The sequence below is a fragment of the Geodermatophilus sp. SYSU D00663 genome, assembly GCF_054050655.1.
Window position 1 is genome coordinate 124,617 of sequence record NZ_JBJGZT010000013.1, and the last position, 16,622, is coordinate 141,238.

Here is a 16,622-nt window from a genome sequence, read left to right on the forward strand (position 1 = left end):
GGTCCGCGCACGCGGCCGGCGACCGTCGGCGAGGAGGCGGCGTGAGCGGGCAGGGACGCCCCGAGGCCGGCGCGGTCGACGCCGCCGGGCTGACGCTGGGCATCGTCGCGACCACCTGGCACGCCGAGATCACCGACGCGCTGCTCGCCCGCGCCGTCGAGGCCGCCCGCGCCAGCGGCATCGACCGGCCGACCGTCGTCCGGGCGCCGGGCGCGGTGGAGCTGCCGGTGGTCGCCCAGGCGCTGGCCGAGCGGCACGACGCCGTCGTCGCGCTCGGCGTGGTCATCCGCGGCGGCACCCCGCACTTCGAGTACGTCTGCGACGCGGTCACCGCGGGCCTCACCCGGGTGGCGCTGGACGCCGGCAGGCCCGTCGGCAACGGCGTGCTCACCTGCGACACCGAGGAGCAGGCCCGCGACCGCGCCGGCCTGCCCGGCTCCGCCGAGGACAAGGGCTGGGAGGCCGCCGTCGCCGCGCTGGCCACCGCGCTCACCCTCCGCGACCTGCGCGGGCCGCGGCACTCCACCGGCTTCCAGGCCACCCCGGCCGTCGGGCAGGGGCTGGCGTGAAGCGCTTCGACGAGCTGTTCGCCGAGCTGTCGGCCAAGGTCGCCGCGGGCGACCCCGCCTCGGGCACGGTGACCGCCGTCCGCGACGGCGTGCACGCCGCCGGCAAGAAGGTGGTCGAGGAGGCGGCGGAGTCCTGGATGGCCGCCGAGCACGAGGGGCCCGAGCGGACGGCGGAGGAGATCAGCCAGCTCCTCTACCGCGTGCAGGTCCTCATGCTCGCCCGCGGGCTGACCCTCGACGACGTCTACACCCACCTCTGAACCACCGCCGTCGACCCACAGGAGACACACAGTGCTGCGCATCGCCGTGCCCAACAAGGGCGTCCTGAGCGAGCCCGCGGCCGCGATGCTCGCCGAGAGCGGCTACCGCCAGCGGCGCAGCACCAAGGACCTCGCGGTCTACGACCCCGAGAGCGACACCGAGTTCTTCTACCTGCGCCCGCGCGACATCGCCGTCTACGTGGCCGCCGGCACCCTCGACGTCGGCATCACCGGCCGCGACATGCTGCTGGAGACCGCGCCGGCCGACGGCGAGGGCCCGACCGCCGTCGAGGTCATGCCGCTGGGCTTCGGCCGCTCGTCGTTCCGGTTCGCCAGCCCCGTCGAGTCGGGCATCGACTCGGTCGAGAAGCTGGCCGGACGGCGGATCGCCACCGCCTACCCGGTGCTGCTGCAGCGGTACCTCGACGAGTCGGGGATCAAGGCCGGCGTGGTCAAGCTCGACGGCGCGGTGGAGACCGCCTGCCGCCTCGGGGTGGCCGACGCGGTGTGCGACGTCGTCGAGACCGGGACGACGCTGCGCGCCGCGGGCCTGCGGATCATCGGCGAGCCGGTGCTCACCAGCGAGGCGGTGCTCGTGCGCCGGGAGGGTTCGGAGGAGATCCCCGCCGTCGCCCAGCTGCGGCGGCGGCTGCGCGGGGTCCTCGTGGCCCGGCAGTACGTGCTGCTCGACTACGACTGCCCGAACGAGCTGCTGGCCCGGGCCACCGAGCTCACCCCCGGCCTGGAGGGCCCGACGGTCAGCCCGCTGCAGACCGAGGGCTGGTCGGCGGTGCGCGCGATGGTGCGCCAGTCCGACACCAACCGGGTGATGGACGAGCTCTGGGAACTCGGCGCCCGCGCCATCCTGGTCACGAGCATCCACGCCTGCCGTCTCTAGACGGGGGACCGCCCCTCCGCCCACGCCGCGCGAGCGCAGGCGGCGGGACCCTGGAGGGTGGCCGTTCCCGCACCTCACCACGGCGGCCCCCTCCCCAGGTGGGGAGGGGGCCGCCGTCGGGTCGTCGTGCGGTCAGCGGGCGCGGGTGGTCCGGTCGACCAGGTCGATCGCGGTGCACAGGCCCAGCGCCATGGCGCGGCCGCTGGTGGAGCCGGTGGCCAGCAGGCCCTCGATGGCCGGGCCGAGCGGGCGCTCGCCGACCAGGCCCTGCAGCACCGCGGCGTACTCGCCGCTGACCCGTCCCGCCGCGGCGTGCCGCAGCAGCGCCCGGGACAGCTCGGTGGTGCGGCCGGCGGCCAGCGAGTAGACACCGGCGGCGAACCGCTCGGCGGCCGGGTGCCGCAGCAGCACCAGGCCGGCCATCGTGCCGGCCATGACGTCGTCGCCGGCCGGGGTGAGGCCGGGGCCCAGGCCGATCAGCCGGGCGGCGGTGCGCAGCGCGGCGTCGAGGTCGGCCCGGCGCACCGCGCCCCGCAGCGCGGCCAGCGGGCCGCCGGGGCCGGCGGGCAGGCCGGGCAGCGTGAACGCGCTGTGCGGGACGCCCTCGCCGTAGAGGGTGGTGCGCAGCTGGCGCACGCCCTCGGGCAGCAGCGCCGGACGCGGGCTGGGCAGCCGCGGCCGCGGGTCCCACCACGCCGCGGCGCGCACGACCAGGTCGCCGACGACGATCCGGCCGCCACCGACCTCCGCGGGCGCACCACTCGGCAGCGCGACGAGGGGACGGCCGTTGCTGGGCCGGAAGAGGACGCAGCCCAGGGGCAGGCGGGCGGCGTCGCTGGTGAGCACACCGACGACGTCGGTGCCGCGCTCGGTGGGCACCTGGAGGTACACCGCGGCGGGCATGCTCATGAGCACCCGCGCGGGGCGGACGGGACCGCGCAGCAGGTCGGCCACGCCGGTGCTGGCCGAGGCCGGGACCGCCGAGGCGGCGCGTGCCGGCGACGCCGTCCGCAGCGTCTCCTGCGCCGACGAGCGGGGCAGGGGGATCGTCGGGACGCCGGCACGGGCGGCGCGCCCCGGTGCGGTCGGAGAACCGGTGGTCGAGTGGTCGATGGTGCGCATGTGTGCAGCCCTTCCCCGTCGGACAGCGGGAGCGACCCTCCGCTCGACTCCCGCCCCTCGGACCGGCCGTCGGAGGGTGAGACGCACCACCTGGGGGGAGCGCCTACCATCCAGCGGACGGTCCGACTGGCTCGAAGCTATGCGGCGCGTCGCACGTCCTCTTATGGCGAATGTGGCCAAGAATGGGGGTGCCCGTCCAGGCACACCTGCCATTTTCCCGCAACTCGAGAAGGACGACGGGTGAGGAGGAGGGCGAGTCGTGACTCACAGTGATACGCCGATGACTTCGGCGATGTACCCGACTGCGCCGCTGCAGCTACCCCACGGGTGGCAGAACCCCTCTCCGTCCCGCGCCCTGCCTGCCCGCGACGAGCGCGCCGGGTGGCGCGACCGCGTCGGCCTCCGCCTGGACGAGGCGCTGCGCCTGCCCCGCCTGGTGGGCGCCGAGGTGGTCGCCGGGCGCTCCGGGACCGGCCGCGTCGTCCGGCACATGGTCGTCGACGACCCGTCGGCCCCGCTGGCCACCGCCGGTCCCGACGTCCTCGTCGTCCTCGGCGCCCGGCTGCCCCCGGCCGACGCCGCCGCCGGCCGCGCCCTGGTGGACCGGCTGCTGCAGGTCGGCGCCGCCGCGCTGGCCTTCCGCCGCACCGAGGGGCCGCCCGCGGTGCCGGCCGAGGTGCTCGCCGAGGCCGAGCGGCACGGGTTCCCCGTGGTGGCGCTGCCGGCCACCGTCCGGATGGACGAGGCCGTCTCCGAGGTGCTCGGCGCGGTCGTGCGCCGGCAGGGCGAGGCGCTGGCCGTCTCCGCCCGCATGCACGACCAGTTCATCGACGTCGCGCTGAGCGGCGGCGGCCTGGCCGAGGTCACCGAGCAGCTGGCCACCTACCTCGAGGGCGCCGCCGTCCTCGGGCTCGGCTCCGACCGGGAGATCGTCACCAGCGCCGGCCCGCCCGCCGACGTCGCCGAGATCAGCGACTGGCTGTGGCTGCTCGACGCCGAGGCCGAGGACGAGCTGGCCATGATGGCGCCGGCCCACCGGCTGTCGGGGGTGCGCGCCGACCAGACCGTCGTCACGCCCGCCGACGTGCTCGCCGACGCCGACCTGTCCCCGGCCGACGGCATCCTGCTCGTCCCCGGCCACCACGAGCTGCCCGGCGGGGTGGGGGAGTACGCGGTCGCGCCGATCATGGCCGGCGACCAGCGGCACGGCTGGCTGGTCGCGGTGCACCGCAGCGGCCAGATGGTGGTCGGCGCCGGCGGCGTGCTGGAGCGGGCCGCCGTCGTCTCGGCGCTGTCGGTGATCCGCCAGCAGGCGGTGCACTCGGTGGAGCTGCGCTTCCAGGGCGACCTGGTCCGCCGGCTGGTCGGCGGCTCGCTGCGGCACACCGAGCGGGCGCTGGCCCAGACCCGCTCCTTCGGCTGGCGGCTCGACGGCCCCGTCGTCGTCCTGGTCACCGCCACTGAGACCGCCGCCGACCCCGCGGCCGACCCCACCCGGGCCCTCGACGTCCTGGACCGGCTGGCCGACGGCTGGCGGGCGGCGCTGGAGACCGAGGTGAGCGGCGCCGCCGTGGCGGGGCTGTCCACGGAGATCGTCACGGTGCTGCCGCTGGACGGCCGGACGCCGGAGGAGATCACCTCGCTGGTCACCGCGGTGACCTCGCGGGTCAACGCGCGGGTGCGCCGGGTCGGCCGGGTGCTCGGCACCGGCATCGGCCGCCCCGCGGAGTCGATCTCGGCGCTGGGCGAGGCGCACCAGCAGGCGCAGCGGGCGCTCGGCGTGGGGCAGGAGATCCACGGCGCGGCCGCGGTCACCCACTTCGACCAGCTCGGGGTGTTCCGGTTGCTGTCGCTCATCCCGGACAGCACGGAGCTGCGCTCCTACGTCGACGAGGTGCTCGGCTCGCTGGCCGACGCCGCCGACCCGGACTCGGCCGACCTGCGCGAGACGCTGCGGGTGCTGCTGGAGACCAACCTCAACGTCGCGGAGTCCGCCCGCCGACTGCACTTCCACTACAACACGATGCGCTACCGGATCGGCAAGCTCGAGCGGCTGCTCGGGCCCTTCACCACCGATCCCACGCTGCGGCTGAACCTGCTGCTGGCGCTGCACGCCGCGCGCATGCGCGGGCTGGACCAGCCGCACCGCCCGCCGGTCGACTCGGGGCTGCTGCCCCCCGACGACGGCTACGACGCGCTGGTCTGAGGCCGGGTCAGCTCCAGGCTGGCCTCCCACAGCTCCCGGGCGCGGCCGGGGTCTCGGCTGTCCGGCGACGACGGCGCCTCGACGCCGCGCTCGAGGTAGCGCCCGCTGGTGCCCGGCGGGCCGGTGACCGCGGCGGCGAGCCGGGCGGCCGCCTCGTCGACGCTGGAGGCGAACGGCAGCCGGGCCAGCAGGGGCGCGAGGCCGGTGTAGACCGCGCGGGCCGGGGCGGGGTACCGGTGGTGCAGCCCGGTGCCCGGCACCAGGCCGGGGTCGAAGACGGCGACGTCGACCTCCGGGTGCCGGCGGGCCAGCTCGGCGCCGAAGAGGACGTTGGCGAGCTTGGACGTCGCGTAGGCGCGCTGCCCGGACTCCCGGCGCGGGCGGGCCAGCTCGCGCGGGTCGGCCCAGCGCGGCGCCGGGAACGGCCCGGACTTCCGCCAGGTGCCCCAGTGGGTGCCGCTGCCGACCACGACCACCCGCGCGCCGGGCGCCAGGTGCGGCAGCAGCTCCACGGTGAGCAAGAAGTGCGCGAGGTGGTTGACCGCGAAGGTCAGCTCGTGGCCGTCGGCGCTCGCCTCGTCGGCGACCGGCAGCTGGACGCCGGCGTTGAGCACCAGCGCGTCCAGCGGCTCGCCGGCGGCGACGCGGGCCGCGGCCGCCCGGACGGCACCGAGGGAGGCCAGGTCCAGGTCGACCACCTCGGCCAGGGGTCCCAGCTCGGCGGCCACCGCCGCGCCGCGGGCGGCGTCGCGGGCGCCGAGCAGCAGGCGCCACTGCCCGGTGGCCGCCAGGTGCCCGGCGGCGGCCCGCCCGAGCCCCGACGTCGCCCCGGTGACCAGGGCCGTGCGGATGTCGCCCATCGTGCCTCCCGGGGCCTCGCGGGACGGCGTCCCGATGTGGGACTCTGTGCCAGGATGGGACGCCGTGTCAACAGGAGGTGGCGGTGACCGAGACGGCCGCGCAGCGACGGCGCCGGCGGCTGCGTGCCGAGGTGACCCGCCGCGCGGTCGCCCTGTTCGCCGCGCAGGGCTACGCCGCCACGAGCACCGGGCAGGTGGCGGCGGCGGCCGACGTCTCGCGCAGCACGCTGTTCCGGCTGTTCGCCGACAAGGAGGACCTGCTCTTCGGCCTCGAGGACGACCTGCTCGCCGCCGCCGCGACGGCCGTGGCCGACGCCCCGCCCGACCTGTCCCCGTGGGCGGCGCTGCGCACGGCCGCCGTCGCGATCGCCGGTCGGGTCGCCCCGCTGCGCGACCTGCTGCTCACCCGCGAGCAGGTGGTGGCCGGTGTGCCGGCGCTGCGGTCGCGGGCGGCGGCCGAGCTGCGCCGCTGGGAGGCCGCGCTCGCCGACGGGCTGGCCGCCCGCGGCGTCCCGGCCGGGGACGCGCTGCTGCTGGCCAAGCTCGTCGTCGCCTGCTTCGAGGTCGCCCGGGCCGGCTGGCTGGCCGGCGAGGCCGGGGACCTGCCGGACCTGCTGACGGCGGCCCTGGACCGGCTGCCCGGCCTCCTGGAGGCCTGACCTGCGCCGGGCGGGCGGCGCGGGGACGATCGCGGGCGTGACCGCACCGGTGGACGAGCTCGTCGCCCGCATGCAGGACCTGCTCGACGACCTGGTCGCCGCCGGCGACCCGGCCCGCCACTTCCTCGGCACCTACCTGCGCACCACCGAGGCGGTGAACGCGGCGATCGACGCCGGCCGGTTCGAGGACCCGGACTGGGTGACCGCGTGGGACGTCGACTTCGCCGGGCTGTACCTCGACGCCCTGGAGGCGCACCGCCGCGACCCGGCCACCCCGCCGGCGCCGTGGCGGGCCGCGTTCGGCACCGACCCGGCCGCCCGGCCGGAGGCGCACGTGCTGCTCGGCATGAACGCGCACATCAACTTCGACCTGCCGCAGTCGCTGGTGCGGGTGATCGGCCCGGCCGACTTCGCCGACCCGCCGCTGCTGGACTCCCGCCGCCGCGACCACGAGCGCATCGACGAGGTGCTGGCCGGCCGGGTGGCCGCCGAGGACCTCGCCCTGCAGGCCGCGGGCAGCCGCCGCACGCCGGTGGACCGGGTGTTGGCCGGGCTCAACCGGACGGCGGCCCGGGCGCTGCTGCGCGAGTCGCGGCGCCGGGTGTGGGGCAACACGACCGTCCTGCACCGGGCGCGCCTGCACGGGCCCGAGGCGCTGGCCTGCCGGGTAGCCCAGCTCGAGGCCGCGGCGGCCGCGCGGGTGACCGACCTGCAGCGCGGCGGGCCGGTGCTGCTGCGGCTGGCCGTGCGCGGCTTCGGCGTCGTCCTGCCGGAGGGATGAGGGCCGGGGCGGCGCCGTCCTAGCGTGGGGACGTGGCGGCGCGACCGGAGGTCCCCGGCGAGGAGGTCGACGCACATCCGCGACCCCGGCTGCGCGGGGTCGACGTGCTGCGCGGGCTCGCCGTCGTCGGCATGCTGCTCGTCGACAACCGCGGCAACGCCGCGATCCCCGACCAGCTCGAGCACGTGGCGTGGGACGGGCTGCACGTCGCCGACGTCGTCTTCCCGGTCTTCCTGCTGGTGGTGGGCGTGTCGGTGCCGTTCTCCCGGCACTCCGCCCGGCCCCGGGCCGCGCTGGCCCGGGTGGCCAAGCTCGCCGTCCTCGGCTGGCTCGTCGTCACGGTCAAGTACGGCTCGCCGACCGCCGGGCTGGGCGTCCTCGGCCACGTCGCGGGGGCCTACCTGCTGTGCTGGGCGCTGCTCCGGCTGCCCCGCCCGGCGCAGGTGCCCGTCGCCGCCGGGGTGCTGGCGGGGCTGTGCGTCCTCACGGTCGTCCTGGGCGACGGCCCCGACCGGTCGTGGGGGCACGCCGTGGACGCCGCCCTCGGCCTGCGCTTCTCCGCCGAGGCGCCGCACTCCTACCTGGGTGGCGCGGTGACCGTCTTCCTCGGCGTGCTCGCCGGGCGGGCACTGCGGTCCGGCGCGGGCCGGGCGGCCCTGGTCCGGCTGACGGCGGGCGGTGCCGCGCTGGTCGCCGCGGGCGCGGCGCTCGGCCCGCTGGTGCCGGTGAACAAGCGACTGTGGTCGCCGTCGTTCGTGCTGGTCACCGGCGGCATCGCGCTGCTGGCGCTGGCGCTGCTGCACTGGCTGGTCGACGAGCGCGGGACGGCGCGCCCGTTCCGGCCGTTCGAGGTGCTGGGGATCGAGGCGATCGTCGCGTTCGTCTTCTCCGAGGTCGTGTTCCGCGCGGTCCTCTCGCCCGGGGTGCAGCCGGCGGTCGACGGCTGGGTCACCGCGGTCGCCGGGGCGGCCGTGTCCGCCTGGCTCTACCCGGTGCTCTCGATCGTGGTGACGTGGGCGCTGTGCGCTGCGCTGCTGCGCCGCGGGGTGGTCGTGCGGGTCTGAGGCCGCTCAGTCGCCGTCCGGCGCCGGCGGCGGGCTGCCCCCGACCGGCTCGACCGCGCTGCGCTCGAGCAGCCGGTTGGCGCTGACCAGGGTGATGCCGCGGTCGGCGACCTGCTGCAGCGCGGACGGCAGCGCCCGCACCTCCAGCTCGCGCCGCTCGGCCAGCGCGACGGCGAAGGCGGCCCGCGGGTCGAAGGTGCCGCGGCCGATGCCGTCGTGCAGGCCCAGGACGTCCCCGGCGGTGACGGTCTGCCCCATGTAGTCCTCGATCTCGGTCACCTCCTTCCGGTCGCCCGGGCCGCGGGTGACCGACCAGATGAAGGTGTCGTAGCCGAGCTCGGCGGCGATGCGCAGCGCGTAGCCGGTGAGCTCACCGCGGGGCGGCCGGAAGCTGGTGAACGGCTGTCCGAGGAGGGCCTCGATCTCGTCCTTGCAGCGCACCATCTCCTCCCGGGTCTCCTGCTGGGTGAGCGTGGTGAGGTCCCGGTGCGTCCAGGTGTGGTTGCCGATCTCGTGCCCGGCGGCGACGACGTCGCGCAGCACGTCGGGGTGGTGGACGCCGTTCCAGCCCATGACGTTGAACGTCGCGGTGACGCCGGCCCGGTCGAGCGCGTCGAGGATCCGCGGGGTGTACTCCGGCGTCGGCCCGTCGTCGAAGGTGATCGCCGCGACCGGCTCGGAGACCGTGGTGTTCCAGACGACGCGGCGGGTGCCGAGCCGGGCGACGCCCTCGCCCTCGTCCGCCGCGCCGGCGGCCTCGAAGAAGCGCTCCTCGGCGCGCGCCGTCGCCCGGCGCCGGACCTCGTCGTCCTCGGTCGCGACGAGCACGCCGCCGGTGGCGCCCACCGCCAGTCCGGCCGCGCCCGCTCCGGCGCCCAGGAGGAACCCGCGTCGCGTCGTCATGGAGAGGTCCTAGACCCGGGGCGGGGGCGCTGGGAACCACCGGGAGCGACCGGTCTCGTTCCGCTGTGGTCCGCGCTGCCGGATCGCGCGGGCGGGCGCAGGCTGGCCGGGGTGCCGCACGGTGCGGCGCGGGAGGAGGACCGCATGACCGACGCCGGCCGACCACTGTCCGGGAGGGTCGCCCTGGTCACCGGGGCGTCGTCGGGGATCGGGGAGGCGACCGCGGTCGCGCTCGCGGAGGCCGGCGCCGCCGTGGCGATCGGCGCCCGCCGGGCCGACCGGCTCGACGCGCTGGCGGGGAAGCTGCGCGACGACGGCGCCCGCGTGCTGACGCTCGACCTGGACGTGACCGACGAGGCGTCCTGCCGGGCCGCCGTCGCCCGGACCCGGGAGGAGCTCGGCGGGCTCGACGTCCTGGTCAACAACGCCGGCGTGATGCTGCTCGGCACGATCGTCGGCGCCGACGTCGAGGACTGGCGGCGGATGCTGTCCACCAACGTGCTCGGCCTGATGTACATGACGCACGCGGCGATCGACGGCATGGTCGAGCAGGGCTCCGGCGACGTCGTGAACGTCTCGAGCGTCGCCGGCCGCACCGCCCGCAAGGGCGCCGGCGTCTACAACGCCAGCAAGTGGGCGGTGAACGCCTTCAGCGAGTCGCTGCGCCAGGAGGTGACCACCCGGGGCGTGCGGATCTCCCTCGTCGAGCCGGGCGCGGTGGCCACCGAGCTCACCGACCACATCACGCAGCCCGACGCCAAGGCCGCCTCGGTGCGGATGTACACCGAGATGACGCCGCTGCAGGCCGGGGACGTCGCGCGGGCGATCACCTACGTCGTCAGCCAGCCGCCGCACGTGGCGGTCAACGAGGTCCTCGTCCGCCCCACCGCCCAGGAGCGCTGAGGCACGGGAGGCCGTCCGCACGTGCCGGTCGTCGACACGTGCGGACGGCTCCCGGTGCCGCGTTCAGTCGGAGAAGACCTCGATGGAGGCGCCCATCTCGACCAGGCGCTCGTAGAGGTGCTCGTAGCCGCGGGCGATGATGTCGACGTTGCGCAGCACCGACGTGCCGCGCGCGGCCAGCATCGCCAGCAGGATGCAGACCGCGGGCCGCAGCGCCGGCGGGCAGACGACCTCGGCGCTGCGCCAGCGGGTCGGGCCGGTGACGAGCACCCGGTGCGGGTCCATGAGCCGGACGTCGGCGCCCAGCCGGGTCAGGTCCGACAGGTGGATCGCGCGGTTGTCGTAGACCCAGTCGTGGATGAGCGTCGAGCCGGTGGCCGAGGCGGCGATGACCGCGAAGAACGGCAGGTTGTCGATGTTCAGGCCCGGGAACGGCATCGGGTGGATCTTGTCGATCGGGGCCTTGAGCTGCGACGGGCGGATGGTGACGTCGGCCAGCCGGGTGTGCCCGTTGTCGGCCAGGTACTCCGGCGACAGCTCGTAGCGCAGCCCCATCTCGGCCAGCACCGCCAGCTCGATCTCGAGGAACTCGATGGGCGCGCGGCGGACGGTCAGCTCGGACTCGGTGACGATGCCGGCGGTCAGCAGGCTCATCGCCTCGACCGGGTCCTCGCTGATCGTGTAGTCGACGTCGGCGTCGAGCACCGCCCGGCCGGTCACGGTGAGCGTCGTCGTCCCGAGGCCCTCGACGTCGACGCCGAGCAGCTGCAGGTACAGGCACAGGTCCTGGACCATGTAGTTCGAGCTGGCGTTGCGGATGACCGTGGTGCCCTCGGTGCGGGCGGCGGCCAGCAGCGCGTTCTCGGTCACGGTGTCGCCGCGCTCGGTCAGCACGATGGTGCGCCGGGCGGTGGCCCGCGGGTCGACGGTGGCGTGGTACTCACCGGCGTGCGCCTCGACGTCCAGGCCGAACGGGCGCAGCGCGATCATGTGCGGCTCGACGGTGCGGGTGCCGAGGTCGCAGCCGCCGGCGTAGGGCAGCCGGAACGAGCGGGCCCGGTGCAGCAGCGGGCCGAGGAACATGATGATGCTGCGCGTCCGGCGGGCGGCGTCGGCGTCGATGCCGGCCAGGTCGAGCTGGTCGGGGACCTGCAGGGTCAGGTCGCGGCCGGTCCCGTCCCAGGTGGCCGCCACGCCGATCGAGCGCAGCACGTCGAGGATCCGGTCCACCTCGACGATGCGGGCCACGTTGCGCAGCGTCGTCCGGCCGCGGTTGAGCAGGGCGGCGCACAGCAGCGCGACGGCGGCGTTCTTCGACGACTTCACCGTCACGCTGCCGCGCAGCGGCGTGCCGCCGGTGACCCGCAGGTGGGTGGGGCCGGCCGGGCCGACGCTGATCAGCTCGCTCTCGAGCGCCTCGGACAGCCGGCCGAGCAGGTCGAGGGTGAGGTTCTGCCCGCCCTGCTCGATCCGGGCGATCGCGCTCTGGCTGGTGCCCAGCCGCTCGGCGAGTTGCTGCTGGGTCAGCCCGCGGTGCCGACGGGCGTCGCGGACCAGCAGGCCGATGCGCCGGGTGGCGCTGGCCGCGGAGGAGGGAGCGGGGGAGAGGGGGGTGGTCGTGGTCTCGGCCGGGAGCTCGGTCGCCGTCACGGTCGGGAACGGTATCTCGCACGTGAGATACGACTGCTGCGGCACGCCGGTGGAACGGGAAGGACCGGTCCGGCCAGACTGCACCCATGGACGTCGTGGTCACCGGAGGTACAGGGAGGCTGGGCCGGGTCCTGGTCCCGTCGCTGCAGGCGGCGGGGCACCAGGTGCGGCAGGTGTCGAGGCGGGGGACCGGCCCGGGAGGGGTGCGGGCCGACCTGGCCACCGGCCGGGACCTCGCGACGGCGGTGCGCGGCGCCGAGGTGGTCGTGCACGCCGCCACCGACCCGCGGGGCAACCCGTGGCAGGTCGACGTCGCCGGCACCCGGCGGCTGGTGCAGGCGCTGGACCGTGACCGGCTGCGGCACCTGGTGCACGTCTCGATCGTCGGGGTGGACCGGGTGCCGTGGAACTACTACCGGGCCAAGTTCGCCGCCGAGCAGGTGGCCCTGGCCTCGGGACTGCCGGTGACCATCGTGCGGATCACCCAGTGGCACGACTTCGTCGACGACATGCTCGGCACCGCCCGCCGCGGGCCGGTGCTGATCGTGCCGATGGGCTGGAGCGCCGCGCCGGTCGACGTCGGGGAGGCGGCCGGGTTCCTCACCGAGGTCGTCGCCGGGGCCCCGTCCGGCGGGGAGGTCGTCGAGTTCGGCGGGCCCGAGGACCTCTCGGCCGCCGACCTCGCCCACGCGTGGGTGGCGGCCCGCGAGCCCTCGGTGCGGGTGGTGGCCACCCCGCTGCCGGGCCGGCTGTCGGCCGCCTTCCGCGAGGGCGGCGTGCTCCCCGGCCCGCAGGCGGCGCGCGGGCGGGTCACCTACGCCGAGCACCTCCGGAGCTGAGCGCGCCGTCCCTGCCGATCTCCGCAAGGGGAGCGCCAGGTCGAGGGCGAGGTCCGGAAACCGCCGGTGTGCGGGCACGCGCGGCCCCTACGGTCGGCTGGTGCCCGCCCGCCCGGTGTCCCTGCCCGTCCTCGCCGCCGTCGCCGTCACCGTCCTCGCCTGGGCCTCGGCCTTCATCGGCATCCGCGCCGTCGGCGCCGACCTGTCCCCTGGCGCGCTGGCGCTGGGGCGGCTGCTGGTCGGGACGGCGGTGCTCGCGCTGCTGTCGCTCGGCCGCGGCTGGGTCGCCCCCACCCGCCGCGAGTGGGGGCTGCTGGCGGTCTGCGGGGTCGGCTGGTTCGCCGTCTACAACGTCGCCCTCAACGCCGCCGAGCGGCACCTGGACGCCGGGACGACGGCGATGCTGGTCAACATCGGCCCGATCCTGATCGCGGTGCTCGCCGGGGTGTGGCTGCACGAGGGCTTCCCGCGCCGGCTGGTCGCCGGCCTCGCCGTCGCCTTCGCCGGGGTGCTGCTCATCGGGGCGGCCGGCCGGGGGAGCGGCGGCGACCTGGTCGGGGTGCTGCTGTGCCTGGTCGCGGCGGTGACCTACGCCGTCGGCGTGGTGGCGCAGAAGCCGGTGCTGCGCCGGCTGCCGCCGCTGCAGGTGACCGCGACCGCCTGCGCGATCGGGGCGGCGTGCTGCCTGCCGTGGGCCGGGGCGCTGGTGTCCGACCTGGCCGCCGCGCCGGCGTCCTCGGTGCTGGGGACGGTCTACCTGGGCGTCGTCCCGACGGCGCTGGCGTTCAGCACCTGGGCCTACGCGCTGGCCCGCACGGAGGCCGGCCGGCTCGGCGTCACGACGTACCTGGTGCCGCCGCTGGTCGTCGTCCTCGGGTGGGTGCTGCTGGACGAGGTGCCGCCGGCGCTCGCCGTCGCCGGGGGTGCGGTGTGCCTGGCGGGAGTGGCGCTGTCCCGGCGCCGCGGCCCGGTGCGGCAGCCGGAGCCGGTGCTGGAGGCGGCCGCTCAGAGGTAGGCGCGGGGGTCCACCGCGGGCGGCAGCTCCCCGGGCACGATCCGCCGGCCGGTGACCGCCGTGGGGATCAGCCGCACCCGGTGCCCGTGCTCGCCGGGCGCCCACGGCTCGAGGCCCGTGGCCCGCGTGCGCGCGACCAGGTCGGCGCGGTGCTCGGGGCCCACCTCCTCGGCGGTCACGAGCCCATCGTGGCCGTACCCCCGGACGCCCGCGAGCGGGTCAGCGCTCCCGGCGCCGGCGGGGGCCGGCCCACGGGTCGTCGGGGTCCAGGTCGTCGTCGGCGTCGGCCGGGGTCTCCCGGGTCGCATCGGCGCGGCGGGCGGCGGCCTCGAGCGCGTCGTCCCGCTCGGCGGCGCGCCGCGCCCGCTCCAGCCGCTCCCGCTCGCGCTCCTGCGCCCGCAGCTGCCGCCGGGTCAGGCGGCCGGTGTCGGGCTCCGCGCGGGTCCGGCTGAGCCACCACAGCCCCGCGCCGGCCAGCGCGAGCCCGACGGGCAGCACGTACGCCGCGGCGCGCTCGGTGCCGCCCTCGCCGAGCAGCTCGACCACCCCGGCGCCGTAGAAGACCGTCATCGCGGTGGCGAACAGGCCCAGGAGGACCACGGTGGTGCCCAGCGCCTCCGACCACGGCCGCACGGCGTAGGCCAGCGCGATGAGCCCGAGGCCGCCGCCGACCAGGTACAGCACCGTGCCGGCGGTGTGCAGGCTCGGCGAGGTCAGCCGCGGGAAGACGCCGACCAGCAGCACCCCGAGCGCGGCGACGCCGAGCAGCGCCACCGCCGGGCGCGCCGCCCGCCCGCGCAGCACCGGCAGCAGCGCCACCGCCCCGGCGCCGATCAGCCCGGCCTGCACCACGAACGAGGCGTTCATCAGCGCGTGCGCCGGCTGGGTGGCGTCGCCGAGGGCGCTGATGGTGTCGGCCGAGCGCGAGTACGGCAGCACCGACCGCAGCTGCACGACCGTCTCGACGACGAAGAACTGCAGGGTCAGCAGCCAGGCGACCGCACCCCAGGTGATCCGCTTGCCGGGCATGCGGCCCATGGTCCCAGCCGGTCCCGTGCCCGCCCCTGCCGCCCGCGCGCGCGGGCGGCGGGTCAGCCGAGGTGGGCGAGGACGGCGGCGTGCTGCGCGGGCGTCAGGTAGGAGGGGTTGCTGCCGGCGGGCATGCGGAGCACCTCGGCGTCGCGGGTGACGGGGTCGCCCAGCAGGTCGCCGCGCGGCACCGGGGCCGCGAGCAGGGTGAGCCGGACGACGACGACCGGCCCGCCCGCGTCCTCGCCGACCTCCCCGGCGAGCTCCCCGGTCGCGTGCACGCCCGGGCGGTCGGGACCGCTCAGCCACAGCAGGCACGGGTCGCCGGGGCGCATGAGCCCGAGCCGGTAGGAACGGCGCAGGCAGCGGGAGAACGTCGCCTGTTCCCCGGGGCGCCAGCCGGGGACGACCGCCTCGGGCGGCCGGGCCGTCTTGACCACCCAGCAGGCGACGTCGGCGGGCCGGAGGCGGGGCACGGGCCCATCCCAGCAGCCGGGCACGATGGGCGCGTGCCGCCCCCGCCCGCCGCCGCGCCGGGCGGGGAGGAGCCGCTGCCGCCGGGGCACCGGGCCGGCGACGCGGGCCTGCGCCGCGCGTCGGGAGCGGTGTTCCTCGCCGGCGTCGCCGTGTTCGCCGTCCTGTACGCCCCGCAGGCGCTGCTGCCCGAGCTGACCCGTGCCTTCGCCGTGTCGCCGGCCGCGGCCACGCTGTCGGTCTCGGTGGCGACGGCGGGGCTGGCGCTAGGGCTGCTCGTGCTCGGCCCGCTGTCGGACCGGATCGGCCGCCGGCCGGTGCTGCGGGCGGCGCTGGCGGTGGCGAGCGGGCTGGCGGTGCTGACCGCGGCGGCGCCGGCGTGGGAGGCGCTGCTCGTCCTGCGCGGCCTGCAGGGGTTCGCGCTGGCCGGGCTGCCCGCCGTCGGCGTCGCCTACCTCCGCGAGGAGCTGGACGCCTCGGTGAGCTCGCGGGCGATCGGGCTGTTCGTCGGCGGCACGGCGATCGGCGGGCTCAGCGGCCGGGTGGTCGCCGGGGCGCTGGCCGACCTCGGCGGCTGGCGGGCGGCGGTCGGCGGCATCGCCGGGCTCGCGGTGGCGTGCACGGTCGCCGTCTGGGTGCTGCTGCCGGACTCGCGCCGGTTCGTCGCGGTGCCGCGGGAGACGCCGGTGCTGCACCAGCTCGCGCGCGGCTTCGGCGACCCGGTGCTGCTGGGTCTCTACGGGCTGGCGGCGCTGCTGATGGGCGGGTTCGTGGCGGTCTACAACGCGGGCACGTTCCGGCTGGAGGCCGAGCCGTACGGGCTGTCGCCCGCGCTGGCCGGGCTGGTGTTCCTGACCTACCTGCTGGGATCGGTGGCGTCACCGGTCGCCGGGGGCCTGGCCGAGCGGGCCGGGCGGCGGGTGGTGGTCCCGGTGGCGCTGGCGGTGACCGCGGCGGGCCTCGCGCTGACCCTGGCCGCGCCGCTGGCGCTGTTCGTCACGGGCCTGGCGGTGCTGACGGTCGGCTTCTTCGCCGCGCACGGCGTGGCCAGCGGCTGGGTGGCCGCGCGGGCGGCGCTGGGGGAGCGGCCGGTCGGCCAGGCCGCCTCGCTGTACTCGTTCTGGTACTACGTCGGCTCGTCGGTGGGCGGCACGCTGGCCGGCCGGGCCTGGGCGGCGGCGGGGTGGCCGGGCGCGGTGGTGGTCGCGGGCACCGGCATCGGCGGGGCCCTGGTGCTGGCCCTGCTGCTCGGGCGCAGCAGCGCGCCGGGCCGGGGCTGAGGGGGGGGGGGGGGGCGGGGCCCCCCCCCCCGCGGGGTCGCGGGGGTGGGGCCCCCACACCGGGACCGGCGCGCGCCCCCCGCGGGGGGGGGGGCGGTGGGGTCTTCACA

At 77.0% G+C, this 16,622-nt stretch carries 18 protein-coding genes; 11 read left to right on the forward strand and 7 right to left on the reverse strand.

Going from position 1 to position 16,622, the window contains the following annotated elements:
* Window positions 1-41: 41 nt before the first annotated feature.
* Genes ribH through hisG form a run of 3 tightly spaced genes read left to right on the forward strand, consistent with a single transcriptional unit; the run spans window position 42 to window position 1,727 of the window.
* Entirely contained in the window at window positions 42-569 is a 528-nt protein-coding gene (gene ribH, locus ACI79Z_RS12370) for a 6,7-dimethyl-8-ribityllumazine synthase (RefSeq protein ID WP_456902798.1), read from the forward strand.
* Window positions 566-829: a phosphoribosyl-ATP diphosphatase gene (locus ACI79Z_RS12375; RefSeq protein ID WP_387986919.1), complete on the forward strand. Its 264-nt coding sequence runs from the start codon at window positions 566-568 to the stop codon at window positions 827-829. The genes ribH and ACI79Z_RS12375 overlap by 4 nt, the downstream gene beginning before the upstream one ends.
* A 31-nt stretch (window positions 830-860) precedes the next feature.
* Window positions 861-1,727, forward strand: a complete 867-nt coding sequence (gene hisG, locus ACI79Z_RS12380) for an ATP phosphoribosyltransferase (protein ID WP_387986921.1) — start codon at window positions 861-863, stop codon at window positions 1,725-1,727.
* 132 nt (window positions 1,728-1,859) lie between these two features.
* Here hisG and ACI79Z_RS12385 read toward each other — a convergent pair whose 3' ends face one another.
* Window positions 1,860-2,849, reverse strand: a complete 990-nt coding sequence (locus tag ACI79Z_RS12385) for a DUF2877 domain-containing protein (RefSeq protein ID WP_387986923.1) — start codon at window positions 2,847-2,849, stop codon at window positions 1,860-1,862.
* 280 nt (window positions 2,850-3,129) lie between these two features.
* On the opposite strand from ACI79Z_RS12385, the gene ACI79Z_RS12390 reads away from it, so the two are divergent.
* A complete protein-coding gene (locus tag ACI79Z_RS12390) occupies window positions 3,130-5,055 on the forward strand; it encodes a PucR family transcriptional regulator (protein ID WP_456902799.1) in 1,926 nt (641 codons plus the stop codon).
* On the opposite strand, the gene ACI79Z_RS12395 is transcribed toward ACI79Z_RS12390, so the two are convergent.
* Window positions 5,037-5,915: an SDR family NAD(P)-dependent oxidoreductase gene (locus tag ACI79Z_RS12395; protein ID WP_456902800.1), complete on the reverse strand. Its 879-nt coding sequence runs from the start codon at window positions 5,913-5,915 to the stop codon at window positions 5,037-5,039. The genes ACI79Z_RS12390 and ACI79Z_RS12395 overlap by 19 nt on opposite strands.
* 83 nt (window positions 5,916-5,998) lie before the next feature.
* Here ACI79Z_RS12395 and ACI79Z_RS12400 point away from each other — a divergent pair, with 83 nt between their 5' ends.
* From ACI79Z_RS12400 to ACI79Z_RS12410, 3 genes are read left to right on the forward strand one after another with little or no spacing between them, the layout of a single operon-like run.
* Entirely contained in the window at window positions 5,999-6,574 is a 576-nt protein-coding gene (locus tag ACI79Z_RS12400; protein WP_387986932.1) for a TetR/AcrR family transcriptional regulator, read from the forward strand.
* 37 nt (window positions 6,575-6,611) lie between these two features.
* Window positions 6,612-7,355: a DUF5995 family protein gene (locus tag ACI79Z_RS12405; protein ID WP_387986935.1), complete on the forward strand. Its 744-nt coding sequence runs from the start codon at window positions 6,612-6,614 to the stop codon at window positions 7,353-7,355.
* Between the two features lie 32 nt (window positions 7,356-7,387).
* Window positions 7,388-8,419, forward strand: a complete 1,032-nt coding sequence (locus ACI79Z_RS12410; protein ID WP_456902801.1) for a heparan-alpha-glucosaminide N-acetyltransferase domain-containing protein — start codon at window positions 7,388-7,390, stop codon at window positions 8,417-8,419.
* 6 nt (window positions 8,420-8,425) lie between these two features.
* On the opposite strand, the gene ACI79Z_RS12415 is transcribed toward ACI79Z_RS12410, so the two are convergent.
* Window positions 8,426-9,322, reverse strand: coding sequence for a polysaccharide deacetylase family protein (locus ACI79Z_RS12415; protein WP_387986939.1), 897 nt, complete (start codon window positions 9,320-9,322; stop codon window positions 8,426-8,428).
* Between the two features lie 144 nt (window positions 9,323-9,466).
* Between ACI79Z_RS12415 and ACI79Z_RS12420 the strand changes: the two genes are divergently transcribed.
* Window positions 9,467-10,225 carry an SDR family NAD(P)-dependent oxidoreductase gene (locus ACI79Z_RS12420; RefSeq protein WP_387986940.1) on the forward strand — a complete coding sequence of 253 codons (759 nt, stop codon included), beginning with the start codon at window positions 9,467-9,469 and terminating at the stop codon, window positions 10,223-10,225.
* Window positions 10,226-10,288: 63 nt separating this feature from the next.
* Here ACI79Z_RS12420 and ACI79Z_RS12425 read toward each other — a convergent pair whose 3' ends face one another.
* The gene (locus ACI79Z_RS12425) at window positions 10,289-11,875 is read right to left on the reverse strand and encodes a helix-turn-helix domain-containing protein (protein ID WP_456902802.1); all 1,587 of its coding nucleotides are present in this window, start codon (window positions 11,873-11,875) and stop codon (window positions 10,289-10,291) included.
* 86 nt (window positions 11,876-11,961) lie between these two features.
* Here ACI79Z_RS12425 and ACI79Z_RS12430 point away from each other — a divergent pair, with 86 nt between their 5' ends.
* A complete protein-coding gene (locus ACI79Z_RS12430) occupies window positions 11,962-12,714 on the forward strand; it encodes an SDR family oxidoreductase (protein WP_387986944.1) in 753 nt (250 codons plus the stop codon).
* 100 nt (window positions 12,715-12,814) lie between these two features.
* Window positions 12,815-13,729 (forward strand): DMT family transporter, encoded by a 915-nt coding sequence (locus ACI79Z_RS12435; RefSeq protein WP_387986945.1) that lies wholly within the window; start codon window positions 12,815-12,817, stop codon window positions 13,727-13,729.
* Here ACI79Z_RS12435 and ACI79Z_RS12440 read toward each other — a convergent pair.
* The 3 genes from ACI79Z_RS12440 to ACI79Z_RS12450 form a co-directional block, all read right to left on the reverse strand.
* Window positions 13,720-13,908, reverse strand: coding sequence for a hypothetical protein (locus ACI79Z_RS12440; protein ID WP_387986948.1), 189 nt, complete (start codon window positions 13,906-13,908; stop codon window positions 13,720-13,722). The two genes, ACI79Z_RS12435 and ACI79Z_RS12440, sit on opposite strands and share 10 nt — an antisense overlap.
* Before the next feature lie 40 nt (window positions 13,909-13,948).
* The gene (locus ACI79Z_RS12445) at window positions 13,949-14,758 is read right to left on the reverse strand and encodes a DUF998 domain-containing protein (RefSeq protein WP_456902803.1); all 810 of its coding nucleotides are present in this window, start codon (window positions 14,756-14,758) and stop codon (window positions 13,949-13,951) included.
* Window positions 14,759-14,820: 62 nt separating this feature from the next.
* Window positions 14,821-15,234: a hypothetical protein gene (locus ACI79Z_RS12450; RefSeq protein ID WP_387986954.1), complete on the reverse strand. Its 414-nt coding sequence runs from the start codon at window positions 15,232-15,234 to the stop codon at window positions 14,821-14,823.
* A 33-nt stretch (window positions 15,235-15,267) separates the two neighbouring features.
* Between ACI79Z_RS12450 and ACI79Z_RS12455 the strand changes: the two genes are divergently transcribed.
* On the forward strand, window positions 15,268-16,512 hold the full coding sequence (locus tag ACI79Z_RS12455) for an MFS transporter (protein ID WP_456902804.1): 1,245 nt from the start codon (window positions 15,268-15,270) through the stop codon (window positions 16,510-16,512).
* Window positions 16,513-16,622 lie beyond the last annotated feature (110 nt).